Here is a 25,679-nt window from a genome sequence, read left to right as displayed (position 1 = left end):
ACCGCCCAGTTAATTTCCGTATGTGGTAAAAACAATATTTTTTCCCATATTTCGAAGTTTATCTTACCAAATATGGTAATCAAATACAATGCGGATTATAACTATCTGTAAATAATCTATAAAATACTGGCCCGGTGATTGCATGTAATGAATGCAAAACCAATGACGTATTTATGGAGGAACTAAGATGAAACTCTCTGCTGACAGTTTTCTGGCCAGATCAGAACATACATCGAACCTGCTGTTTCAATTCATGCTGTATGCCGCGTTCTTGGTGATGAAAGCCAAAAGGATACTGACACCGTCGTTTAAGCATCGCTTGATGGAAAAAGACCTGACTGCACAGATTAAAATACGTGGCGACAAGTATGGGCGTGTCTATGTCTTTAAAAAAGGTAATGTCTCCTCTTTTGCAGGAATGGTGACAGAGCCGGATGTGTGTATGATTTTCACCAGTTCGGCTATAGCAGTACGGTTGATGCTTTCGCCACGGAACTATCTCAAGCAGATTAACGCGATGAAAAATTTTCAGGTGGATGTTGAGGGGAACGATGAATCTGTTTTCTGGTTCATGCAGACCTTGGATAAGCTGCTCCCCGTCTCTGATACATTCCAGTACGGCACGCCGGTTGGCGATGAAATGATCAGGTATGTCAATAACACCAATGGAGGACCTGTCTTCGTCTATGTCAAAAATGGCAAGATCATTCGGATCACTCCTGTTGAATTTGACGATACCGACGGCAAGTCGTGGACCATACATGCTCGAGGTAAATCTTTTACACCGCCGCGGAAAGGAACGGTAAGCCCCTATGTTTTAGGCCTTAAATCGCTGATCTACTCCAAGGATAGACTTTTATATCCAATGAAGCGTGTTGATTTCGACCCTGAAGGAGAGCGCAATTGTCAAAATAGGGGAATATCAGGATACGAGAGGATAAGTTGGGACAAAGCTCTTGATATCGTAGCAGCCGAGATTAAAAGAGTGAAAAAAGAGTATGGCCCCGGTGCGATAATGAATGGCAGCGGTTCTCATCATACCTGGGGAAATATCGGATATTGGCTGAGCGCCAAAACCCGGTTTATGAATACCATAGGGTCGAGTCATGTGGTTCATAATCCCGACAGTTGGGAAGGTTGGTATTGGGGTGCCATGCACCACTGGGGCAATTCCATTCGTAATGGGGCGACAGATACCTATGGCACCGTAGAGGACTGCCTCAAGGAAGCGGAAATGATCGTTTTCTGGTCAAGCGACCCTGAATCCACCAGCGGCGTTTATGGAGCCTTCGAAGGCACCGTGCGCCGGCAGTGGGCAAAGTCGCTGGGAATAAAAATGGTCCACATTGACCCATATTACAACCATACCGCGGCGCTCCTCGGCGGAAAATGGATTGCCCCGAGACCGGATACCGGAAACAGCATGTCCCTTGCCATCGCCTATGTATGGATAGAAGAAGACCTGTACGACAAGAACTATGTTGACACCCTGACCGTCGGTTTTGATAAATGGCGCGATTATATACTCGGCAAGGTCGACAACATTCCGAAGACTCCCGAGTGGCAAGAGGCGGAAACCAATGTTCCGGCTCGCGTGGTGCGTGCCCTTGCACGCCAGTGGGGCAGCAGAAAGACCTATCTGTCGCCGGGTGGGCTAGCCGGATTCGGCGGAGCCTGCAGATGTGCCACGGGTATCGAATGGGCGCGCTCGATGGTCTGCCTGATGGCCATGCAGGGCCTGGGCAAACCAGGAGTGAATATGGGTTGTCTGCAACAGGGTGCACCGGTGGACACCAATTTTTATTTTCCGGGTTATGCGGAGGGAGGCCTTTCCGGAGATCTTGATTATACCGGGCTTCGGATCAGCATGTATCAGCGTATGCCCCAGCTTCCCTCGATGAATTCGGTTTCCCAGATGATTCCGCGCTTGCGTATCCCCGAGGCAATTCTCAATCAGTCCTGCGAGGGTTATCCAACTGATCCCAAAAGCATTGAAGGGCAATTTAAAAAAATAACCTATCCTGCCCCCGGCCACTCACCATCAAGGATGTACTACAAGTATGGTGGATCGCATTTCGGCACCATGGCCGACTCTAACCGTTTTGCCCGGGCCTATAGGAGTGATAACCTGGAATTCGTCGTCAATCAGTCAATCTGGTTTGAGGGGGAGGCCAAGTTTGCAGATGTTATTTTACCGGCATGTACCAATTTTGAACGGTGGGACATTGGTGAGACTGCCAACTCCGGAGGTTACAGTCACCATCAGTTTATTCAGTGGAACCACAGGGTCATCACTATGCAGCATAAATGCATCGAGCCGCTCGGTGAATCGAAGTCCGATTATCAGATATTCCACGAGCTGGCCGAGCGGCTCGGGATGGGTGCCCTGTTTTCGGAAGGGAATACCGAGCTTCAATGGTGTCACAGGCTCTTTAAAGCGAGTGATCTGCCCACGGTGGTGTCATGGGAAGATTTTTTAAAGAAGGGGTACTATGTTGTTCCGGCCCCCAAGGAAGAAAACCGTGCTCCCGTCTCCTATCGTTGGTATGCAGAAGGAGCAAAAAAGAATGTGCCGGAGTTAACTCCCTTACCATCGGATTATACAGATGAGTGGCGAAAAGGGTTGCAGACGCAATCGGGCAAGCTCGAGTTCGAGTCCTCCAGCCTGAAGAGATTTGCGCCGGACGATCCGGAGCGGCCGCCGATCTCAACGTATATTCCCTCGTGGGAAGGTCACCACAACACGCTTTTGTACGGCAAATACCCATTGAATCTGATTTCGCCCCATCCCCGCTATAGTTTTCATACCATGTTTGATGGGAAAGATTGCGTCATCAACGACGTTAAGGATCATCGGGTTTTGATTGACGGCTACTATTACTGGATTGTCAGGATTAACGTTGACGATGCCCGCAAACGAAATATTGGCAACAACAGTCTGGTCAGACTCTTTAATGACCGGGGGGAGGTGATTTGCGCCGCGCATATCACTGATCGACTTCCTCCGGGAACCATGCAGTCGCCGGAAGGATCGGCTATTTACGATCCGATCGGTGAACCGGGAGAATCTCCTGACCGGGGCGGGTGCATCAATGTGCTCACCCCCAGCAGAAACATCATCAAGAAATCTCACTCAACAGCCTCCAATTCCTGTCTGGTACAGGTTGAGTTATGGGAAGAAGGAGCGGTACAATGAAAAAATACAGCTTTGTCATCGATGTGGCCAAATGTGAAAATTGTAATAATTGCTTTTTGTCCTGCAAGGATGAGCATTGCGGCAACGACTGGCCGGGCTATGCACTCTCCCAGCCGCTGCATGGCCAGCGCTGGATGAATATTTCGAGAAAAGAACGGGGGCAATTTCCCCTCATTGATGTGGCTTATCTGCCGAAGCCTTGCATGCACTGTGACGATGCGCCATGTGTTGCGGCCGCAAAAAACGAGGCGGTATATAAACGGCCGGATGGAATTGTGCTCATCGATCCGGAAAAAGCCAAAGGGCAAAATGCGATTGCCGGTGCCTGTCCTTATGGCGCAATCTGGTGGAATGAAGAGGCCCAGGTGCCTCAGAAGTGTACCTTTTGCGCCCACTTGCTCGATAAGGGGTGGAAGGTTCCGAGGTGTGTTCAGGTTTGCCCGACAGGGGCCTTGTCGATCCTGCATATCGAAGACGAGGGGTTAGCCGGGTTAGTAACGTCGGAGGATATGGAAACATTAGCATCCGAGAAAATGCCTACACGCCCCAGGGTCTATTATAAAAATCTCCACCGTTTCGACAAGTGTATTATCGTCGGCAGTGTCGCCACGGGAGATGATGGAGCAACCGAATGTGTCGTTGGTGCAACGGTTAGACTGCTGAAAGATGGCAATACTCTTTCTCAACAAGAGTCGGATGATTTTGGAGACTTTAAGTTTGACGGACTCGTCGAAAAGAGCGGCAGTTATGAACTAGAGGTGAGCTTTGCCGAAAAATCTACAAGAATGGAAATCGGAAAATTGCAGAAGAGTCGTTTTGTCGGTACGCTGTGGATATAGTATATTATTGAAATGAAGATTGCTTGGACATGCCGAAAAGAAATGGCCGGCTAATTACATGTAATTATTTTCTTCTGTTTAGTTCACCGCACAGTTAAAAATTGTCTTTGTTCGCTATATTGAATATCTATATCGTTGATATATTTTGTAAGCAAAATATTGACAAAAAAAAGATTACATGTAATATTGCATCCTAGTGACCCGATAGCAGACCGCTGCAGAATGGCGAGACGCAGCTGGAACTCATCGCAGAATAATCTAAATATCTGTGTCAACTCCGACGAGCATATAAAAAATCACTCGGGACGTTTATCTGAGGGGTAACCCCGGTAAATGGGAAATAAGCCGGCATCTTTCCAGTACCCTCTTGAGGGGTGTAAGTGCCATGGTGGTATATTTATGTTTATTGAGGGTGCGGATTAATGAGTTTGCGTGGTTGCGGAGTGTTTACCGCTGCTTTTTTTACCGTTTCCATAGCCTATGCTGTTCGATATGGTTACGGCATGCTATTACCGGGAATGCTGGCAACACTTGAGATCACAAAGACGCAGGCCGGGGTTATTTATTCCTCTTATTTTGTGGCGTATACGGTTTTTTCACCGATACTCGGGACCCTCTCGGATCGTTTTGATTCCCGCATATTACTCACTTGTTTTTCGGCCTTATTGGCGGTGGGTGCGTTGCTTATGGCATTCGTCACAACGGTGCCGGAAGCGGCGATTGTTTTTGCGCTGGCAGGAATCGGGCATGCAGCCTGCTGGGCTCCGGTCGTTTCGCTGGTTCAGCAGTGGGCGGATGATAGGCATCGCGGAACCACACTTGCCGTTGTGACAATGGGCAGCGGTGTTGGTATTGCTGCCTGGAGTTTGCTTCTCCCGATCATAGTTGAACGTTCCAGTTGGCAGGCCGGTTGGATACAGCTGGGAATCTTTGGCTTTTTTGTTGCCGGGTTAAATTTGCTGTTCATCAGGAACCCCGAGGAAAATGAAGGCGGTTTATCCCCTATTTCCCGAGTTGATGTAACAAGGACATTACCAAGATTGTCCTGTCGTCAATTTCTCGGAAGCCTGCATTTGTGGCTAATTGGCGGCTCTTATCTCCTGGTTGGCTTCACTGTACTCGTGCCTTTTACCTTTTTGAGTGTGTATGCCTCTGAAGAATTGCACTTGTCCTATGCAACTGCCACCCGTTTTTTCACCATCATTGCGGTGGCTGGCATGGCCGGAAAATTAAGTTTGGGTATTTTGTCTGATCGCTGGGGCCGAATTCCAGTAATGATGATGTCTTGCTGCCTGCTCGGGCTAGGCTGTTGGGGAATAGCTAACGTCTCGGATTTACGTCTCAAGATTTTTTTTATTATCCTGATCGGCATTGGTTTTGGCGCCGTGTGGCCTGTTTATGCAGCTGCGGCTATGGATTTTTTCCCAAAAGCCGCCGCTGGAAGTGTCATCGGGGTGTGGACTTTTTTCCTGGGACTCGGCTCCATCACCTCTCCGATTGTCTGTGGCTGGAGCATAGATTTTTCCGGATCCTACACCTGGGCCTTTAACATCGGTTTTGCTGCTGCAATGCTAGCGGCAGCTTTGTTATTGCCGCTGCTGAACCAATCGGAAAGGACCCTAGGGAAATATAAATGGGATGTCTAGAATCGATGAAATAAAGTATCTAAAGGATATTTAGCCTTCTTTATTGTGATACTTTCACACTGTGCATGCACCTTTCGAAATGTACCAGCACCACACTTGGGATTTGTATCATCTGAAAATCACCATAACTGTTGATCACTCTATTTTGGATGATATACAGAAAAGCAGAAAGCTCGATCATGGCAGATATTTCTACAAATATTCTCAAAATGTTGGTAGGTTACAAGTAATTTTAGGGCCAGCAAACAAAAGAGCCTTGGTCTCGGTAGCGGAAACGAGCAACCTCCTCTGCAAATGCGGGGGAGATATGCAGATCAGCCGAATTACTTATTAGGTATGTACCATAGGCGACTATTCCTTCGCTGCGACAAAGAGCATGCCAGTCACATTATTATAGATCGAGACATGACCGATTAGGGATCCCCCCTAAAGACATCGCCTAGTGCTCGTTTTATTGGAATGCTTTTCGTGGTGACCAAGTTTATTTCAGTTTGGGGCGTGAGTCGCGCCCGCCAAAAATGGCACTGGTTCTTCTGTAATCTTGGTTGCCACTTCATATCTGCCATGTAGTTTATTAATTTTTCGAATTTAAGTGATGTAGCGGGCCTACGTTCGGCGTTAAGCTGTCCGGGGGGGAACTCTGCTCAGTATAATAGATTCGGCAGATAGGTGACTATTCCCGGGAAAATCGTCATGAGGATGATCCCCACAACAATTGCCGCAAGAAACGGCAAAACCCCAGCAAAAATAGACTCCAGCTTAACCTCACCTCCGGGTAACCCTCGCGTTACACCAAAAACGACGTAGACGTTGATACCAACGGGCGGTGTGATAACCCCCATCTGAGAAATTAACACGATGATGATACAGAACCAGACCGGATCATAACCAAGAAACATGATTACCGGATAAAAAATTGGAATGGTCAGCATCACCAGAGCTAGAGCGTCCATAACGCAGCCGCCGAGAAAATAAACAAACACGATTATAGCTAAGATGATGATAGGTGGCAGGTCAAAACCACCGATCCAGGTGGCTATCTCAAATGGTATTCGACTGATCGCAAGAAATTTGCCAAAAACCGTCGCCGCGGCAACCAGCAGCATTACCATGAGCGAAGAACGTATTGTTTCGTAAAGGGCGTCCATTAGTTTTGCCCAAGTTAGCTGCCTGCGAACCAGAGTTGCCAGTAACACACAAAACACTCCCATGCCTGCCGCTTCGGTTGCTGTAAACCATCCCATGAACATACCGCCCATGACGGTGACAAAAATGATGATGACCTCCCCCATACCGAACAGAGAGACAAAGCGTTCCTTCCAGGTAAATGTTTTCCCAACCGGCCCCTGAGATGGGGCAATCGCACACCAGATGAAGATTGTAATGACAAAGAGAACGGTGATGAGAATTGCGGGTATAATGCCCGCAATAAAGAGTTTACCGATGGATTGTTCGGTTAGTATGCCGTAAACAATCATAACGACACTCGGCGGCATAATCATTCCGAGGCCTCCGCCTGAAGCCACAGCCCCGGCAGAGAGCTGATCCTTGTAACCAAAGCGCCGCATCTCTGGCATACCTACTGTGGCCATGGTGGCCGCCGTAGCCGGGCTTGATCCGCAGACCGCCCCGAATGCAGTACACGAAGTGACAGTGGCCATGGCCATACCGCCCTTAATCCCGCCTAGCCATTTGTATGCAGTATCATAAAGCCGTGTACTGATACCGCTACTGAACACCAGTTGGCCCATGAGGATAAACAGGGGGATGGTGGTCAGGTCATAATTTGAAAAGACGGAATAAAATTCCTTTGCGACCAGATTCAAACTACCCTGAAAAGAAACCAATGCCCCGAAGCCGACAAAACCGACCAGTGTCATGACATATGCTACAGGCATACCGGACATGAACAGGGTAACCATCACCAAAATTCCAATAATGCCTATCATTGTAGGACTCATTGCTGATTAAAGCCCCCTTAGCTTGCTGATGGTTGAGAAAAAAGTTTTGACAATTGCAAAGGCAAAAAGAAGAAAACCAACGCCAACAGCTCCCATAATAAGATACTCTGGTGCCATGAGGTTCATTGACAGTTCACCGGATGCCCGGACATTCGTTGCGAGAATAAACATACGCCAGGTTACAATGCAGAAGATAACAAAAGAAACAACATCTATGACCAGATCGAGGTACAGTCTGGTTTTTTTAGAGAGCTTTTCGGTGATAATTTCCACACCAATATGACGTCTCTTTGCATGGGTGTCAGAGAGTGCTGCTGCAGCGACCAAGGCAGCCATGAAGCTCATGAGTTCATACGCGCCAAAGACCGGATAGCCGAACAAACGGCCAAAAACATCAAGGCAGGTCAGGGCAACCATGGCTAACAGCAGTAAACTCCCTAGAAACATTAGCTTATCTGAGAGCTTATCGAATAATTTGCCAAACATGTTCCGTTATCCTTGTGCGTGTATAAACCGCCACAACACGCCGTTTCGTTAATCATATGGCAGTTGCGGCAGTTAGTTGTGGCGATGGAGGTGCTCTCTCCGCAGACGATACATCCTGCGGAGGAAACCTCAGTCAGCTATTGGGCGTCGCCGGTTGCTATGACTTTGTTGATAAAATCAAAGACGTTCGCGCCATCAATCTTCATGTCATCCAGCGTTTTGATATAATTGTCTATTACAGGTCGAACGGCAGTGGCCCAGCGCTCACTTTCAGCGTCATCGAGTGTGATCACAGTACCGCCCTTATCTTTAAAGAAAACCATACCTTCCTCATCACTGCTGTCCCACGCCTCACCATGCTTAAGAGCCCACTCCTTATTGATCTCTTCTATGACTTTCTGATCCTCAGGAGAGATCTTGTTCCACTTGGATTTGTTCATGACGACATAGAAAGTGGTGGTATAGGCTGCGGGCTTTGCGATGGTCATATAGCTCACCACTTCTCCCATGTTCCAGCCTTTGTTAGTTTCTGCTGGATGGAAGCTCCCATCGACAACACCTCTCTGCAGAGACTGATACGTGTCAGGCATTGCCATACTTACCGGTGTACCGCCAAGGGCAGTTGCGATGTTGGCGCTCATGCCTGTAGAACGGATACGTTGTCCTTTCAGATCTTCCAGTTTTTTAACAGGAACTTTGCGGGTATGAATGTATCCTGGACCATGACCATGGAAGTACATGACTTTGGTACTGTCAAATTCGACGGGCTCCATTTTCTCAAACAGTGCATTGGCAGCCTTGGTTGCAACAACACCTGATGGATAGCCCAGTGGCATATCAAGAGAAGCCATGACAGGAAAACGTCCCTGAGTATAGGCAAGAGCTGCAACACCGATATCGGCAATACCGTCGGTTACTGCTTCGTAGGTTTGTGGTGCGCGCGTCAGCGTCTGTCCTGGAAAGAACTGAATTTTTACACGACCATCGGTGCGTTTTTCTACTTCTTTACACCAATTTTCTGAGGTTACCGCCTGAATGTGGGTGGGAGGGAAAAAAGTGGAATAAGTTAGGGTTACCGCATGGGCTGAAGATGCAGCGAAAAACAATGCGAAACAAATAAAAGCAGCTCGTGGTGTAAAAAATATTCCTTTCATCGAAATCCTCCATTGAGATTTAGGTAGTGAATAAGTGTTTAACCAGTGATACATTGCGGCTTTTCGCCCGTTGGCCTGCTTCCAACAAGCTTTAAAGAGTCATAGAAAACATGAATTTCTTCTGGGCATCATAAAGTGTTTATACTAACTAATTAGACCTCCCTCTAATAAGCTTTTACTATTAATGATATTTAATTGAAAGTGTTTAATAAGCAACCGATCATCTAACCCCTAACTGATTTTGTTTTTTTCGGTTGATCCTGAGATTCTTCATTTATCGTGGACTCTTAATGTATTACAGAATATTTTATTATTTATTTGAATGAGTTAAGCACAGAGTTCGAAATATTTTGTCTAAAGGTACTTATCCTGTAATTCTAGTTCTTTTCCAGCTGTCACATTCCCGACACTCTAGACATATAAAAAAAACCGGCTCATCCTGATAAAGCGAAATTTGTAGCGGGTAATTTCCATACAATGCTCAATGCAATATTGCATGCAATGCTTCTCCTGTCAAGAATAACCTTTGATATGTCATATTAATTTTATAACACTTACTGGGGTTCCTGTCGTGACGGAAAAAGAGCTCAGATACTGTGGATTGCAGTGTTATAGAGAAATATTTGCGCGGTGGCAGGTCCATTGTACCAAAGTCAGAAACCCCATGCTGGCCCCTACCGACGGAATTCAGGAATTGTTTGACAAGCAGCATCCGCATACCATTCTTTTCCAGCTTTTTCTGAGGAAAAACAAAAGATAATTAAACATATACCACCAAGACACATATGCCGGTTTATTTTACCCAGGTAATGTACTCTTCGCCTGTTATAAATTGCTAACGTCAGGGCCTGGGAAAAAATAACATGACCATCCTGCAGCTCATTTTCGGGCCGTCCTTGGACGCAGCTCAATCGCAAAATCCTCGGCGCAGCGCACTCTACGCCGAGGATTTCGCTCAATCGCTGCAACTAAACTGAGCGCAAATTTTGACTATCTTATTTGTTGCCAGGCCCCTAGTCGTACATTGCCGCCTAAAGCTGGATTGCCGAACCTCAATTCATTAAATTCGGCAGAAACATGGTGATTTGCGGAATTGCGAGGAGCAGAATGATCCCGGCAATATCGGCAAGAAGAAAAGGGGTCACCCCACGGAAAATCGTATGCATTGGAACCTTTGTTATTCCTTGGATGACAAAGACATTCAATCCAACAGGGGGTGTAATCAACCCCATTTCCGTTACCCTGACGACGAGAATCCCAAACCAGATAGGCTCGAAATTGAGTTGAAGGATGAGTGGATAGAATACAGGAACGGTTAATAACACGATTGCCATAGAATCCATCAAACAGCCGAGCACCATCAATGTTAAAAGGATTAAAACCAAAATGACATAACGATTGACAGGCAGTTGAGAGACCATTGTGGCAAGTTCAAAAGGTAATCTGGTTACCGAGAAAAAATAGCCGAGAATCATAGCGCCGAGAACAATCATGAACAGCATCCCCGTCGTTGATGCAGTGCTGGTCAAACTCGTTCTTAAATTCTCCCAGGTCAACTTGCCCCGGAAAATTGTAAATACAAAGGCTATGAAAGCGCCTATTCCAGCTGCTTCGGTAGGGGTGAATATACCTGAATAGATCCCTCCTATAACAATAATAAAGAGAACAAGTACTTGCCAAGTCTTCAGAAACGCAAAGAATTTTTCATTTATTGTTGTGCTGGGTCCTGGAGGACCCATGGCTGGGTTGCGTCGGCACAAAATCATAATGACGATGATATAAAAGACAGCCTGAAGAATTCCTGGAATGAATCCAGCCATAAACAATTTGCCAATAGACTGTTCGGTAATGATACCGTAGATGATCAGAATCACACTAGGCGGAATGAGAATTCCGATACAGCCGCCAGAGGCGATGGAGCCTGTCGCCAGAGCTGTATCGTAATTAAATTTTTTCATCTCCGGCATAGCCACTTTTGCCAGGGTTGCGGCAGTAGCCAAACTTGACCCGCTGATGGCGGCAAAACAGGCACAGGCCGCTACTGTAGCTATTGCCAGCCCTCCTCGAAGATTGCCAAAGAGCGTGCGGACTGATCGGTACAGATCTTCACTCATGCCGGCAACAAAGGCAAAAGAGCCCATGAGGATAAAGAGTGGGATGACACTCAAATCATTGCTGGCAAAGGTGGTATACGGTACCGTCTTAAGAATTCCAAAAGCCGGTCCCCATCCGGTAACATAGGCGAATCCCAAAAATCCGACCAATCCCATGGCGATGCCGATCTGCATCCGCAACAATAACAGGATGAGCATAACAAATATGCCAAGGAAACCGGCCTCAGATGGACCCATGAGATGCCTCCTTTGATTTTGAACCAAAGAGTTGAATGAGCATAATCACAGCATAGACCAGGGTACCTATGGCAACCGGTATGACAAAAGGGTATGCAGGAATCGATAAGACCGCAGAAGTCATTTTTGAATCGTAGACGTCGAAAACAGATAAATAATTCTGCCAGGAAATGAGCAGGATAAAGCCTATGGAAGGGATGGTAATGAAAAAATGACAAATTTTCTGCAAACTTTTTGGGAAGTGATCTACAATCAAATCAACCGCCACGTGGGATTTTTGAAGAGCGCAGTAGGCGATGCTGAATGGCACGATAATAGCCATCAAATATTCGACCAACTCCATTGAACCGGAGATCGGGCTGTTAAAAAAATATCGACCAAGAACGTCCGCTGCTGTCAAAAACATCATGAGAGTCAGTGCGGTTGCTGCAATAACTGCTAATATTCCGGTTATAAAGTTAATCACTTTTCCCGGCCAATTTGGTTGCATGGATCATATCTCCTGAATAAGCTAATCGAACAACTTTCTAACCGGCAAATGGTCTCTTATTCGTCCCCTTGACATGGCTCTTCAGCGCCCGCCGGGTTATGTGCTTTTCATTCTTGTCAATTCCCATGCATTGAGGGGAATGAACTGAGTGACAGGTTGATCTGTAGTAAGGATAACATAATGGTTTTACGTACGGTGACAGAGGTAAACAGCACTCGTCTCGTCACCGCACGCAATGCAGGAGCTGGGCTGCTAGCTTATTCCTGACCAAGTTGGAGCGTTGTATCGAGAATCTCCTGGGCGTTTACAACACCTTTTGCCTCCATATCCTTCACCCATTTTTGCCATATAGGTTCACCGCCAACATCAATCCATTTTTGGCGCTCTTCCGCGCTCAACGAGAAGATGTTTTCTGCATTACCTGCTTCCTTAACTTTTTCTAATCCCACCGCTCGCATTTCATCAAAGAAGTTACGGCCCCAAAATTTTGATCCAGCTTCTCCGCTGACACTCATAATTGCCTCCTGAACGTCTTTGGGGAGGCTGTTCCACTTCGCTTTGTTCATCACCAAAGAAAAGTAGACTGCGGGAAACGGTACCTCAGTGTAATATTTGGCAACCTCATAAAATCGCCAGACGTGAATCGCCTCCCAAGGTGCCCCCATGCCATCAATAACGCCCTTTTGTAGAGATATATAGTTATCAGGCATCGGTATGAGCATGGGAACTCCCCCAAGTGCTTTTACCATTTCGGTAGGGGGACCACCGGTCATTCGAATCTTCATCCCTTTAAGATCTGCCATGCTTTTTACCGGCTTATTGACGGTTATCAGGGTATATGGAGGGCTCGTATAGAAAAGAAGGACCTTTACATCTTTAAATTCGTTCTGAATTTCTGGAAATTTCTCATATAATTTCCAGAGCGTTTCACTGCCCTTTTCCGCGGTTGTGAATGGCATGGCAGGCAGGCTGATTACATCAGTTACGGGAGTCATACCCGGCCAGTAGCCATGAAAACACCAGCCGATATCGGTAATACCCAGTTTAGTGGCTTCCCACATATCCTTGCCTTTAGCAAGAGTCTGGCCATAAAACGATTGAATCTTGACCTTGCCCCCGGTTGCTTCTTCAATTTGCCTCAACCAGGGTTCTGAGGCCTTTACGGAGCTTAGCCCGCTTTCCGGATTCTGGTGGGCAAAACGCAATATAATTGGTTTTTCCTTGGACTGTGCCGCAAAAGGTACCGCCATCATTAGCGTGATCAAAAAGATAATGACTCGTTTTTTCATTCGTTCCTCCAGCTCTTTTGAATTTTATACCAATGCATGTATTGTAGGCAACATTCTGAATTCAGGCTGTGTAGATTATTGCCCGGTTTCAAATCGAAATGTCTGGTCGGGGTCAACGATTGCGAGGATGCGTACTATACAGCCATCACCACCAGTCCAACGCCATGGGAAGGCTGTAAAAAAGCAGCGCTTTCCTGTTACTTTGTCTAGGTCTCCGCCGACGTTTTCAATTCCGGGGATACCACCTTTGACCATGAGAGTTTTGTGAGCTGGTTCCCAGTCGGGGAAATCCTCTTTGGGATCACGGCCGGTCTCTTGTTTATATTCCTCAATCAAATGGGGTTGAGAGGGACCGAGGCCATGATCCACCAGCTTGGTTGCTATCGGATGATCATTTGCCTGGTGGCCGTAGCCAACACATTTTACCTTTTTGTCTACCAGCCATTGGGCACCTGCGCCGGAGACGCCGCAACCATAGGCGAAGTATTCATCACTGTCGGCCCATTTGTGATGAAAACCTGTATTGATCATGACAATATCGCCCTCCTTGATCACTGGACGGGCATTTTCGAGATCCTCTGGAGTAATTACACCCCATTTGCCTTTGGGGATCGATACGGCAACGCCGGTACCGCATAGACGCCAGGTAGGGTAGCTGCTGATGCATGGGGTGTTTTCGGTGACATGGATCGGCGCATCCATATGGGTACAACGATGCATTATGCCGTCCCATCTCGTCTGATAAATCCCGTCTTTGGCATGAAATTTATCGACAATGACATTGACGCTGGGCGTAGACGGCCATTCCGGCATATGATGGTGAAAGACATGACTTAAATTATATATTTCAAGGCTCATTATTGATCTCCCTTACCTTTGAGGTTAATTATTTGCCGGAATCAATCCTACAATTACCGCTAGGGTCTATCATCGCCATAAAGCGGACCGGACAGGCGTCACCGTATTGGAATTTCCAAGGTGTTGCAGCAAATGTAGCGCGTTTGCCGGACAATATGTCGACATCACCACCTACCTGTTCAATCGTTGGGATCCCCGCGGCCAGCAGGACTTTGTGAGCAATATTCCAGTCTGGATGCTCTTTTTTAGGGTCCAGGCCTGTGGCTTGTTCGTAGGCATGGGCCAGACGGTTCATGGTGGGGCCGCCGCGATGCAGACCCAGCGAGGTCGCCAAGGGATGATCCACCTGGGGCATATCAACGGCAACGAGTTTGCAGTCTTTTTTCACCAGCCATTCGGCAGCATCTTTGGATAGGCCTGGAGACTCGCCGAAGTATTCTATGGCATCGGAATACTTGTGGTGCCAACCGGAGTTGATAACGACGATATCACCCTGCTGCACACCGGATCCGGCCTCATCCAGATCTTTTGCCGTGATGACCTGATAACTTTTTTTCGGTAGATGCAGAACAATGCCATTGCCGAAGAAACGTTCAACGGGGATGCTTGCCAGGTCTGCCGCTTTCTGGATCATGTGCAAGGGAGCATTCATATGTGTTCCGGTATGCAGTACCGTATTTATGCGGTGAGCCATGACACCATGTTGAGCAAATTTAACAGAACGGTACATTTTTACATCGTCTTGACCTGGATAGGATGGTACCCCATGGCCCCAGGGGTGGCTCAGTTCAATCGTCTGCAGCCCACTGTAAGGATCTGTTGTAACTGCTATCATAATCTGCCTCTTGTCTTAGATTCACGCTGTTTCCGCAGGCTATTTTTTAACCATGGGAGAAGCAGCAGTGCAAAAGTTTAATGCCCTTTTGCGGTGTAAATACCCTTGAAAATATACTTTCTTGTTGTTGCTAAAAAATAACCTGTACGGAATGACACATGCTCAAGGAGTTTCATATATCAAAACAAAAAACTCACAATGTAAAACACATTGTACATTGGCAAGCAAACATGTCAAGAATATTTTACATACAATATGATATGGCAATTACCATTGGTAATTGATATATATATAAAGATAACTCTCGCTCATGAAGTATGGCGTCCAGGAAGGATTTATCGAATGGGTACTGCCTGAAAGGGCTTCTCAACGAAATTAAATTGTCACCGGCCAAGCTTTGATAAACTCGTAAAAACCATAATTTTCGGATGGCTAAATAAAAAACTTCATATGCTAGGCGCACAAAATTTATATCATTACGGCGTACTAGGGTACGTCGTAATGATAGAAATTTTGTAGCAACGATGCAGATGAAGAGTTTTTACGACGCCATCAAGCTTTTATAAAGCAGGAAAAGGATAACAATGGACGATACAGGACTGTATGATTGCCCCATGCCCGAGTCCTTTCATGACAAGATGGGACTTACCGTATTTTTGGCCTGGCTTTTTTATCTCGGCTTTGTCAGCCGGGTTCTGTTTGCTCCTCTTATGCCGGAAATTGAAAAAGAGCTGGGAATTGGTCATGGGGAGGCGGGAGGGCTGTTTCTCATGATGTCTTTAGGGTATTTGCTGGCCCCGCTATGTTCTGGATATATTTCTTCCAGGATTAATCATCTGGGGACCTTGAAGTTATCGGCCCTGCTCGTGGGTGTTGCTTTGATTCCCTGTAGCTTTATCAAGAGTGTATGGGCCCTGGGGTTCTGGCTCATGGTTGTTGGTTTTGCAGGTTCGATTCACTTACCCTCGGCTATCAGCACAATTACAGCAGAGATTCAAAAGTCCGACTGGGGAAAAGGGCTGAGTGTGCACCAGTGTGCTCCCCCGCTCAGTTTCGTATCTGCTCCTCTTATAGCAGCTTTTTTGCTGCGCTGGTTCACCTGGCGCGAAATCATACTTCTATGGGCAGGGATTGCACTTTTATCTGCCTTTCTCTATAGTTTTTTAGGTAAGGGTGGTGAATTTCCCGGTCGGCCCGTGAACATACGAAATGTAAAAGTAGTTGGTTCCACAGGTTCGTTCTGGATCATGGTTGCCCTTTTTGCAATGGCCATGAGTGGCAATGCCGGAATATTTGCCATGCTTCCCCTCTATTTTGTGACGGAAAGAGGGTTTGACCTTGGCACGGCCAATTACCTGATCGGATTGTCCCAGCTATCCGGTCTTGTCATGGTGTTTTTCGTAGGTTGGCTTACCGACAGAGTGGGTCAGAAGAGGATAATTGCTCTTTCTTTACTGTTGACCGGCATCTTAACCGTGCTTTTATCCTGTACCAAGGGGTGGCTGCTGATTATGGTCTTGTTCCTGCAACCAGCTATGCTGACAGCTTTTTTTCCCGCAGGATTTGCGGCATTGTCCCGAATTGCGCCGCCTTCCTTGAGGAGCGTCACAAGCGCTACCGGGCCGCCCTTGGCTTTTCTTATTGGCGGAGGGATGACACCTCTGTTTTTAGGGCATTTTGCACAAGTATATACGTTTGCCGCAGGTATTTTCATTGCCGGATGTTTTTTTCTTCTGGGTCCGGTTTTAGTCCTTTTCCTGAAGCTGGGAAGGTATGATGATCAATCGGGATGTTGATCGATAGTGGCAAGAAACTATGATGTAAACTGTCTCTACGTAACTAGAGGGTTTTGGACTCATTTTGTTTGACAGAGCAGCATTGATTGATGTTTTTACGCGCCCGGCGTATTGCATGATATGCTGATTTTTGTCGAGATGTGTTGATAAGTATGTGTTGTAAGCGGAGTAATGAGTGGTTAAGTTATTTTTTGGAAAACGACAACGGTTCTACAGAATGTTGTATATTTATGAAAACAGGAAAGGAAAAAAATCATGTTAAAACCAATTCGATCAATTCTGTTTGCTACAGACTTAACACCTAATTGCCAGCCGGCCCTGGATTTCACAATAGCCATCGCTACTCGTTTTCAGGCTACTATTTACATGTTACATGTAATTGAGAAATTACCAGAGAATGTCAGCGGAAGGTTAAAAGGTTTACTTGGTACCCATCAGTGGGAAGATATGATCGGCTCCCATCAGGAGAGTGCTCATCGATCCCTACTCGGTAAGCAATCTACCAGCAGTGGCATCAGAGAGTCTTTACGTAATTTTTGTAATCAGGAAGGTCTTGAGGGAAATGCCTGTGATTTCAAATCTAGTGAAATCATAATCACGGATGGTATACCTATCGATGATATCCTGGAAAGTGCCGAAAAAAATGACTGTGATTTGATTGTTCTTGGTGGCCACAGGAGTGTTTTCGCCAAAACTTCTCTTGGCAGCACAGCCAAGGGTGTACTGAAAAAAAGTACGATTCCGGTAACAGTAGTTCCTTCAGAAGCATCCTGATGCGGTCGACTGGGAATTGAATAGACTTGTTTCTTGCCGTTTCTCGGAGACACTGCGGTGGAAGCTTCCATGCATGAAAAAAACATAAAACTTTATGCCGTGAGCACATGCGGTCATTGCAAGACCTTAAAGAAAATGCTTGAATCGGAAAGGTTTGTTTTTGACTCTGTTGATGTAGATCTCCTGGAGGGTGCGCAGCGCCGGGAGACATTGGCGGAAGTGAAACAGATCAACAAACGTTGTTCTTTTCCGACGATTGTCATTGGAGAAAAGGTTATCGTCGGCTTTAGGGAAAATGAGATAAAGGAGGCATTGGGCATTGGATGACTGCGGAGGAACTCTATAACAAGCTGAAGACCGTTCAGGAAAAGAGAGGTCTCATTTTCAATAAAGACAGGTTGAGAACTCTAGAACTCCTTGATGGACTTCTGGTGAACAAAGAACGTTATGGTTATTTGTCCTGCCCATGCAGGGTTGCATCGGGTAACTTGCAACACGACCGGGATATAATCTGTCCGTGTTTGTATTGTCAGCCGGATATCGAAGAGTTTGGAAGTTGTTACTGCGGTCTCTATGTATCCAGAGAATGGAATGAAGGGGTCATAGACCCGGTGTATGTTCCTGAGCGCCGCCCGCCGGAGAAAACAGTTTTCTGAGAAACCCGTTGTTTGCTATCGGTCATCTGAGAAGGCTAGAATATAAATTAAATGTCAGAGAACAGGCTGTAGCGCCTTTATGAACAAAGACTCTGACTCCTGTGAGATAACTATGAAAACTGCAGAATGGGGGAGTTACGTAAAAATCCAATTTTCCATTACACTTGATGATGGCAGGATTGTTGGAATACCTAAAGAGAAGACCCAACTGAATTTTAAAATCGGCGATGGTAAAATATTGCCGGCGCTTGAATCCCAGATAGTTGGAATGAAAGAAAAAGAGATCAAGAAAATAACGATTTCTCCCGAGGATGCGTACGGGCAATACAACAAAGAACTGGTGCTCAGGGTCGAGCGAAAAAATTTTCCGCATGACATCAATCTGACCGTCGGTCGAACAGTGCAATATCAGAACAGAGATGGAGAAAGGGTCAATTTCGTGGTCAATGCCGTGGACGAGAAAACGGTGACCATAGATGGAAATCATCCCCTGGCCGGACTGAATCTGACCTATAATGTTGAACTCCTCGAAGTGCCCTGAAAAGACGATTGATTTCGAGAGAAAGGCAGAGCAATAAGCACTATAAAAAAGGCGACAACAAAGAACCCGACCGGGGAGAACAAATTCAGTCGGGTTCTTTTGTTGTCGCCTTTGTTGTTGCTAACAACGAGCTAAGGCTATTTTGCCGCCATGTCCATGGCAATATCACCAAGCCCGCGATCAATATCGGTTTTAATGCCGGCTATGGTCTGTTTGACACCATCTTTTTCAAAGGTGAGAGAATAACTTCTGTCATCTTGTAGTTCCTTGAACCAAAAATCGCCGAAATTCGTTGTTGTCTCGGTGAACTTTAATCCGGATTCCTCATCTGTCAGGGTGCAGGTTGCACCAATGATGACTTCTTTTTCTGTCGGGTCATAGAGTGTGCCGGCAATAAATTTTTTCGGCAAACCCTTATAATATACCCTCGATTTGGTTCCAGCTTCAGGATTAAGCAGTTCAGCATCTTTGATAAAATCCGCAAAATCCTCTTCTTCGCCAAACTTCAGAGCCTCGGTTGGACACTGATCTACACAACGGGGAACTGTCCACTCTTCATCATTATCGAGCAGGTGACTGCAACCGGTACATTTTTGCGCAATATTCAGCTGCTCATTAAAATAAATAGAGTTGTGGGGACAGGTATCAGCACAAAGTTTACAGCCGGTGCAAATTTCCGGATCTATGATCACGATGCCGTCGTCGCGCTTGTAGATGGCATCAACCTTGCATTCTTCTATGCATGGAGCATCGTCGCAATGATTACAGAGAAAAGGCACGTAGGAGACTCTGACGTGGGGCACATGGCCACGGACTTTTTCCGTCAGACCAATCCAGAATTGTCCAGTGTCCGGCTGTGGTTTTGCATAGGGCGTCCAGTCGTTAACCACGTGCTCATCTTTACAGGCGATTTGACAACAGTAGCAACCGTTGCAAACTGATAGATCTACAGTGAATACTTTCATTATTTTTTACCTCCGTCAACAATCCAGGCTTCAACGCGAAGGCCTGATGCTGGGTCATACTTTCTGTCAAAGGCTTCGGGATAATCGCGTCGCCAAATGTCCATCTCAGCGCCACTCACTTTTTGCACCTCTACCAGGTAGCCACCGCCGATCTGACCGACACAGTTTTCCGAAGTAACGGCACCCGGAGTGATGGTGTTAATGGCACCGCCCCGTTCGATCTCGCCTGTTTTAATGGGATCGTGTCTGGCGCCGTGGTCCATATAGGCGACACCATCACGTAACCGTTCAGTAACATAGGCACCGGCAAGAACGATTCCTCGCTCGTTGAATACCTTGACGATATCACCGTTTTTAATGCCCCGCTTTTCCGCTTCTTTCGGGTTCAGCCAGCACGGCTCGTATTTATACCCGTCGGGACCGGTTACCTTCATGGTGGGGGTCTCACGTGTCCAGGTTATGTCGTCACATTGGGCATGTACACGCCAGCGACCATGGTTGGACATCTGCAGCAGTGGAAACATTTTCGACCGATGGCTGGACATCCTTTCGTCATGATTATGGCTTTTTTCGATCCACTTGGGAATCGGTCCTCTTTCTTTATCGTCAGGATAGGCCTTGGCAAGGGCTTCTGAGTAAAACTCAAGTTTTCCGGTCGGAGTATTGAGTTTGTGTTTTTCAGGGTCCTCGTAGAATTCACGGAATCCTGGAGGATCGTCTTCCCAGTCCGGATGAGTACTGTAAATCCAGTATTGCTTTTCTTGCAGCTGTTCCCAGCTGACAAGTTTCTCGCCGCCCATGTAGCCCCAGATGAGCTTTTGCAGATCCTCAGTGGTCTTGCCCTCGGTCATTTGTTCTTCCATGCCTTCAAACTGTTTGGCAACCTCCAGGACGCATTGGGCATCACTCTTCGATTCGCCGATCGGCTCAATGGCTTTTTCCGTTATCATGATATTGGGCTGCATCGTCCCTTGACGGATGTTGGTGACGATGTCGTCCACCTCCATATAGGTATTGGCGGGTAGAACGATATCGGCATAGACGCAATCGTTTTCAAACCACGGGTGTTGCGCCACGATGCACTCGACCTGTGAATTCTGCATGGCCAGTTCAGTCTCGTGCCCGTAGTTCCAGCAAGTGATCCTGCAGGGACTGTCGGTCCAGATCATATGGATTTTAGAGCCATGTTCCTCTTTGGAAATTGGGAAGACATAATGCTCAAATTGATCGTGGGTCAAGGCGTTCTGGGCTCCGGTGCCTCTGAACGTGATCGGCTCGTCGGAAAGGATTGCATTTTGGATCAAGGTCTTGGGGATAACCTGTTGCTGCCATGCGCTCACCGCACTGAGGACCGGCAGGGCGATGCGTTCTTCAATTTCCGGATTCCAGAAGAATGTTCCGCCCAGTCCTTCGGCTCGGGGGAGACCGAAATAGGTGAACTGATGTTGATGGACACCTGGCCCACCGAGTCCCTGCATGCCGAGGAGGATACACTCGAGACGGGCTGGTTCGTGCGCGAATGGTCCGCGGATAAAACCACCGCCGAAATAGTGGGCAATAGAAGTGGTTTTGTCAGCGAATTCGCGGGCGAGAGCCTTGATGGTCCAGACAGGCACGCCGCATTTTGGTGATGCCCACTCAGGAGTCTTGGGCACGTCGTCTTCTTTGCCCAGCACGTAGTCTGCAACCTTGTCCATACCTACCGTGTGCGTTTTGACATATTCCTTGTCATAGGTACCCTCGGTGAGCCACATGTAGATTATGGCAAGCTGCAGGGCCGCATCTGTGTTGGGTAATACAGGAATCCACTTGTCGGCATGGATGGCGGTACCGTAGTTGCAGTCAGGACATATATAAACCTGTTTTATGCCTACTTCTGTAAAAAAGTAGCAGAGTCTGCTTGCAAACTGGCCGACGAAGCCCCAGGGAGTCGTCTCTGGATCGCAGCCCCAGAAAAGCACCATTTCAGAGTGTTCGATAGTATCTTTGACGATGTTTGCAGCAGGGTACATTATGCCCTGAGCGCCCTGGCCCCAGACGTGTTTGGCTCCCCAGTACCAGCCTTCCCAACTGTCGGGATTGCGCACCTGGAGGGTGAAACCGCCCAGATATTCAAGCAGCACGCCGGGATGACCGTGCGGGGTGTTGATGGTTTTACACTCTCCATGGCCATCGCCTTGCATTAAAATACTATTAACCCCATATTCTTTGTGGCATCTTCGGATTTCATCGGCAATCAGTTTGCTGGCCTCATCCCATGAAATGCGAACAAATTTGCTTTTTCCACGATTCTGTGTGTTTCTTTCGCCATTCGGATCCCAGTCGACGCGTTTCATTGGAAACGGCACTCGGTTTGGGGAGTAAACCCTTTTTTTATAGGCGAGAGAGAATGGGCCGGGCAGAGATTTCCATGTCGGCTCGATGGTTTTGCCATCTCGCGTCATCTTCCATTGACGAACATCTTTCTTGTCGTACTTCCACCCATACCGCATCGGGCGAACACGGACAATCTTGCCGTCTTTGACGTCTACCATGCCTTCGGCACCACCGCCAAAGTATCCGCCGAGGCCGAGCGACCTTAAGACCGTCTTGTCTTTTGTTTTGATTGGTTTCATCGATATATGTCTCCTCTGGTTGAAAGTTCACTGCCTCGGAACAGCCAGTGCGCTTGTTGATAATTCTAATTTTAAAGAAAGAGTATCGTTTTCCGGGTTTTGCTGACAGTCCATTAGTGTCCCGGTTGGCTGGTTTATGCATGAAAAATTACATGTAATGCGAAACAGTGCAAGCAGTATCGCACTCCAATTCCGACGGTAGTTATTGATTGCTATTTTACTTGAAAGAAGAGGCTTGTCAACAATTTTTTTTAGGCAGAAAACCCCAGGTGATTGAGTTCATTGACCGACTGGTGCGGCCAAAAGAAAAGAAATTCAATAATGATTGTATGTAATGAAGGCGCTGAAGTAACAACGGTCGAATCAGCTGCGATTCTTTCGTCGCGATCTCATTCGCTGGCCGGTGGGGCAGGGTGCTTTGCAGCGGGAGCAGACACCGGAGCAACGCGTTCCTCCTCTTGAGCCGCAGCCGTAACCGCAGGTGCCGCAACCCATTGGTGGATGAATGCCAATGCCGCTTATGCGAAAGCTAAAACCATCACTGTCAATCTTGATGGGGCCGTATTGTTGCATTAGCTGGTGCTCAATAATATATGTATGGCCGCCAATTTCATAAAGTTCATCTGACGGCTGAGCTGCTTCGAGAGCCAGTCCGAAGGAATGCATGCCGCAGCCGCCGATTTTAAGGAAAAGCCGAATAGGACTTTTTTCTTTGTCTTTGCAGTAATCAGCAATTGCCAGGGTGGCTTTTGGTGTGACTTCAATCATAAATAACACTCCTCGGCTTCGGTTTGCAGGATTGTGTTTTTCCGGTTTCTTATTGGCTACAATCTCTCTACATGCTGTCTGGAGACCACGAGAACTTTGATATCTGCGCTTACCGTGCGCTGAGGCACACGGCAGGCTGTTGTCTGTAAAGTACAAAAAGGAATAATCGAAAGAGTTACAATCTGTCTCATGAATTTTTCCCTCAGTTAAAAATTACCCTCTGTCTCTGCAAGCGGGTGGTGGTCAATGACCTTGAAATAACTTATATCACTGCAGGGGCCGCACAGAGTTTCATGCCCAACATGGATCTCCTTGCCGTCCCGTACTATCTGGCCGCAGTGGTCGCAGGCGGCAGGAAGACGAGGCGGACCGGGCTTATCGCCTTCAAGTAGTGATACTTTTACCTGTTGAACATCAAACAGCAAACTGTCCGGCATATTTTCGTAACCGACTATTTGCTGCCGTTGGAGGGAGGTTTCTTTTGGGGCGTATTTATGAGCGTACTCTCGGGAACTCTCTGTGGAAACGATTCGATAGGCGAGATGGGTTTCGAGGTTGACGAAGGTTGCTGCATTGATACCGAAATCTTTGAACTTCATAGTGCGTTTTCCGAGTTGGCAGCCTGTAACGCTGGCAATTGCGTCAGTTGCGTATCGGTCTATCTCGACAAAGACGACAAGTTTTTTGCGAAAACGCGCGTCTTGGGGGTCGTCTATGCCAATCAAGCGGCAGCCAAGCATGGCCATGCGCACACCGATTACCTGACCCGCGCACAAATGGCCCTGTTTGCAGACTGATTCTTTTAATAGTGTCTGAAAAGTTTCCATGTCTTTGCTCCATTTGCCAAAATAGCGAGGGTGCCCAACTATTGCGGGTAGTGTATGGTTCCTCTTGGGGGCACCCTGTGTCTCGAGCTTTAAGGGCCGTTTATTACATGAGCACAGCAAGGTGATGCTTGACTGAAAATATTTACATGTTATGTTACATACAATAATACGCATGTCAACTCTATAAGTTGTGTTGCTTTGCAGGTATTTGTATTTATATTGTAAATTCCCAACGTGTTGATGCTGGTTAAAGATGGCTTGAGTAGGATTAAAGACGTAGCTCCTTTAGGGCCTTGCTCCTAATTTCTGTCACTCAATTAAGTACCTCCTTGGGGGGGGTGTTAAGGAGCAGCTGTAGTGGATTGATTTTATATAAAAAGTAGATTAAGTTGCAGTGTATTGACATACTATTCGTAATGTAATAAATACTTGGAGTCGATTTTTCCGTAGTCGGTTGCAGAATGAGACCAATGACTTTGACCTCGTTTTGATCGAGGGGGGAATCAGATTTCCATATTGGCGACCTTACTCCCGGAATTCCGTATTTTCAGTTTAGTCCACTCAACGCATGGGGGTTTATTATTACGCCCCCTTGAGTGGTGAGGAAACAAGGAAACCAAGAGTACTTTAATATTAGAAACTTGAATATACCACCCAGGCACTTACACCCCTCAAGGGGGTAAAAGAGTGCCGGTTTATTTTCCGTTAGCCGGGTTAGAGGGAGTGAACGCTCTTGAAGAAGCAAAGTAACCTCACATTGAAAGTGCATCAGCAGATAATTGAGTTGATGCTCAATTATGAAATTGTTCCAGGTCAAAGACTGGTTTTCATTGATCTTGCAAAACAGCTTAATGTCAGCAGAACACCGGTCAATAATGCCTTAAGCATTTTAGCGCAGCAGGGATACTTGGATTTTGTCCCAAACCAGGGCTACTCTGTACATAAGCTGACGCGGAAGGAAGCGGAAAACCACTATGCAATACGCGAAATCCTGGAAGTGGGTTTTGTTGGACAGGCGATTCGCAACATGACTGATAAGAAACTGCAAATCTTCAAAAAACGTAAAACAGATTACGAAAAAGCCATTACCGGCCATGTTACCAGGAAGCTGTTTATTCTGGATACGGAGTTTCACGCAGGAATACTTGAGATGGTTGACAATGATATTTTATCAGCCCAATATCGAGATATCTGCCAGAAGATCTTCTTACGATTTCGTACTGAAGACTTACGTCTTAATCGAATCAAGGAGATTGAGCGAGAACATCACGAAATCTTCGAGGCTATCTGTCTAAAAGACGTTGAACATGCCAAAGAACTTTTGAAATTGCACCATAAGTCTTCGCAAAAAAATCTCTTTCCAATCATATTTCCTTCCGAACAATAGCCGGAGCGGTTCGGGAATGTGACGGGGAATGTTCCATGTGGAGCACAACCAGAAGATTGTTTTATCTCTATGGCGTTGGGCTTTGCTAGGAGAGGGCGGCAATCTTTGTTGGTGTATATGCTGCATGATGCATGACTGCAAAGGTTCCGTTATCCCCCCGCAGGCAACTTATATTCACTTTCCTGTAGTCATTTTGAGTGGAACTCATATTTTTGCGGGGAAATGCTTATCGTAATAGAATATGC

21 protein-coding genes are annotated in these 25,679 nt (G+C 46.8%); 9 read left to right on the top strand and 12 right to left on the bottom strand.

Annotated features, from left to right (window positions below; translation table 11 throughout):
* The first annotated feature begins 187 nt into the window (after positions 1-187).
* From JWG88_RS05105 to JWG88_RS05095, 3 genes are all read left to right on the top strand, one after another.
* Complete coding sequence (locus JWG88_RS05105; RefSeq protein WP_205232636.1) at positions 188-3,196, top strand: molybdopterin-dependent oxidoreductase; 3,009 nt, start codon at positions 188-190, stop codon at positions 3,194-3,196.
* On the top strand, positions 3,193-4,035 hold the full coding sequence (locus JWG88_RS05100) for a 4Fe-4S dicluster domain-containing protein (RefSeq protein WP_205232635.1): 843 nt from the start codon (positions 3,193-3,195) through the stop codon (positions 4,033-4,035). The genes JWG88_RS05105 and JWG88_RS05100 overlap by 4 nt, the downstream gene beginning before the upstream one ends.
* 422 nt (positions 4,036-4,457) lie before the next feature.
* Positions 4,458-5,681 (top strand): MFS transporter, encoded by a 1,224-nt coding sequence (locus JWG88_RS05095; protein WP_205232634.1) that lies wholly within the window; start codon positions 4,458-4,460, stop codon positions 5,679-5,681.
* Positions 5,682-6,325: 644 nt separating this feature from the next.
* Here JWG88_RS05095 and JWG88_RS05090 read toward each other — a convergent pair.
* From JWG88_RS05090 to JWG88_RS05055, 8 genes are all read right to left on the bottom strand, one after another.
* On the bottom strand, positions 6,326-7,642 hold the full coding sequence (locus tag JWG88_RS05090; protein WP_205232633.1) for a TRAP transporter large permease: 1,317 nt from the start codon (positions 7,640-7,642) through the stop codon (positions 6,326-6,328).
* 6 nt (positions 7,643-7,648) lie between these two features.
* A complete protein-coding gene (locus tag JWG88_RS05085) occupies positions 7,649-8,128 on the bottom strand; it encodes a TRAP transporter small permease (protein WP_205232632.1) in 480 nt (159 codons plus the stop codon).
* A gap of 137 nt (positions 8,129-8,265) precedes the next feature.
* Positions 8,266-9,282 carry a TRAP transporter substrate-binding protein gene (locus JWG88_RS05080; protein WP_205232631.1) on the bottom strand — a complete coding sequence of 339 codons (1,017 nt, stop codon included), beginning with the start codon at positions 9,280-9,282 and terminating at the stop codon, positions 8,266-8,268.
* A 1,052-nt stretch (positions 9,283-10,334) separates the two neighbouring features.
* A complete protein-coding gene (locus tag JWG88_RS05075; protein WP_205232630.1) occupies positions 10,335-11,633 on the bottom strand; it encodes a TRAP transporter large permease in 1,299 nt (432 codons plus the stop codon).
* Complete coding sequence (locus JWG88_RS05070) at positions 11,620-12,123, bottom strand: TRAP transporter small permease (RefSeq protein ID WP_205232629.1); 504 nt, start codon at positions 12,121-12,123, stop codon at positions 11,620-11,622. The genes JWG88_RS05075 and JWG88_RS05070 overlap by 14 nt, the downstream gene beginning before the upstream one ends.
* Positions 12,124-12,380: 257 nt before the next feature.
* On the bottom strand, positions 12,381-13,412 hold the full coding sequence (locus JWG88_RS05065) for a TRAP transporter substrate-binding protein (protein WP_205232628.1): 1,032 nt from the start codon (positions 13,410-13,412) through the stop codon (positions 12,381-12,383).
* Between the two features lie 75 nt (positions 13,413-13,487).
* Positions 13,488-14,270 (bottom strand): cyclase family protein, encoded by a 783-nt coding sequence (locus JWG88_RS05060; protein WP_205232627.1) that lies wholly within the window; start codon positions 14,268-14,270, stop codon positions 13,488-13,490.
* A gap of 28 nt (positions 14,271-14,298) precedes the next feature.
* Positions 14,299-15,105 carry a cyclase family protein gene (locus JWG88_RS05055; RefSeq protein WP_205232626.1) on the bottom strand — a complete coding sequence of 269 codons (807 nt, stop codon included), beginning with the start codon at positions 15,103-15,105 and terminating at the stop codon, positions 14,299-14,301.
* A gap of 584 nt (positions 15,106-15,689) precedes the next feature.
* On the opposite strand from JWG88_RS05055, the gene JWG88_RS05050 reads away from it, so the two are divergent.
* The 5 genes from JWG88_RS05050 to JWG88_RS05030 all read left to right on the top strand — a co-directional run bounded on the left by JWG88_RS05050 (position 15,690) and on the right by JWG88_RS05030 (position 18,872).
* On the top strand, positions 15,690-16,901 hold the full coding sequence (locus tag JWG88_RS05050) for an MFS transporter (protein ID WP_205232625.1): 1,212 nt from the start codon (positions 15,690-15,692) through the stop codon (positions 16,899-16,901).
* A 255-nt stretch (positions 16,902-17,156) separates the two neighbouring features.
* Positions 17,157-17,675, top strand: a complete 519-nt coding sequence (locus JWG88_RS05045) for a universal stress protein (protein ID WP_205232624.1) — start codon at positions 17,157-17,159, stop codon at positions 17,673-17,675.
* A 69-nt stretch (positions 17,676-17,744) separates the two neighbouring features.
* Entirely contained in the window at positions 17,745-18,002 is a 258-nt protein-coding gene (locus JWG88_RS05040; RefSeq protein ID WP_205232623.1) for a glutaredoxin family protein, read from the top strand.
* On the top strand, positions 17,999-18,331 hold the full coding sequence (locus tag JWG88_RS05035; protein ID WP_205232622.1) for a ferredoxin-thioredoxin reductase catalytic domain-containing protein: 333 nt from the start codon (positions 17,999-18,001) through the stop codon (positions 18,329-18,331). The genes JWG88_RS05040 and JWG88_RS05035 overlap by 4 nt, the downstream gene beginning before the upstream one ends.
* Positions 18,332-18,443: 112 nt before the next feature.
* Positions 18,444-18,872 carry an FKBP-type peptidyl-prolyl cis-trans isomerase gene (locus JWG88_RS05030; RefSeq protein ID WP_205232621.1) on the top strand — a complete coding sequence of 143 codons (429 nt, stop codon included), beginning with the start codon at positions 18,444-18,446 and terminating at the stop codon, positions 18,870-18,872.
* 137 nt (positions 18,873-19,009) lie between these two features.
* On the opposite strand, the gene JWG88_RS05025 is transcribed toward JWG88_RS05030, so the two are convergent.
* The 4 genes from JWG88_RS05025 to JWG88_RS05010 form a co-directional block, all read right to left on the bottom strand.
* The gene (locus JWG88_RS05025) at positions 19,010-19,837 is read right to left on the bottom strand and encodes a 4Fe-4S dicluster domain-containing protein (RefSeq protein ID WP_205232620.1); all 828 of its coding nucleotides are present in this window, start codon (positions 19,835-19,837) and stop codon (positions 19,010-19,012) included.
* Complete coding sequence (locus tag JWG88_RS05020; RefSeq protein ID WP_205232619.1) at positions 19,837-22,452, bottom strand: molybdopterin-dependent oxidoreductase; 2,616 nt, start codon at positions 22,450-22,452, stop codon at positions 19,837-19,839. Before JWG88_RS05020 ends, JWG88_RS05025 begins: the two co-directional genes overlap by 1 nt.
* 363 nt (positions 22,453-22,815) lie before the next feature.
* Complete coding sequence (locus tag JWG88_RS05015; RefSeq protein WP_205232618.1) at positions 22,816-23,220, bottom strand: hypothetical protein; 405 nt, start codon at positions 23,218-23,220, stop codon at positions 22,816-22,818.
* Between the two features lie 206 nt (positions 23,221-23,426).
* Positions 23,427-24,047: an FmdE family protein gene (locus tag JWG88_RS05010; protein WP_205232617.1), complete on the bottom strand. Its 621-nt coding sequence runs from the start codon at positions 24,045-24,047 to the stop codon at positions 23,427-23,429.
* A 733-nt stretch (positions 24,048-24,780) separates the two neighbouring features.
* Between JWG88_RS05010 and JWG88_RS05005 the strand changes: the two genes are divergently transcribed.
* Positions 24,781-25,434, top strand: coding sequence for a GntR family transcriptional regulator (locus JWG88_RS05005; RefSeq protein ID WP_205232616.1), 654 nt, complete (start codon positions 24,781-24,783; stop codon positions 25,432-25,434).
* Positions 25,435-25,679 lie beyond the last annotated feature (245 nt).

This window comes from Desulfopila inferna, assembly GCF_016919005.1.
GTDB lineage: Bacteria > Desulfobacterota > Desulfobulbia > Desulfobulbales > Desulfocapsaceae > Desulfopila_A > Desulfopila_A inferna.
The sequence above is the reverse complement of the archived record's forward strand: the minus strand, read 5'-3'. Positions and strand labels throughout refer to the sequence as shown.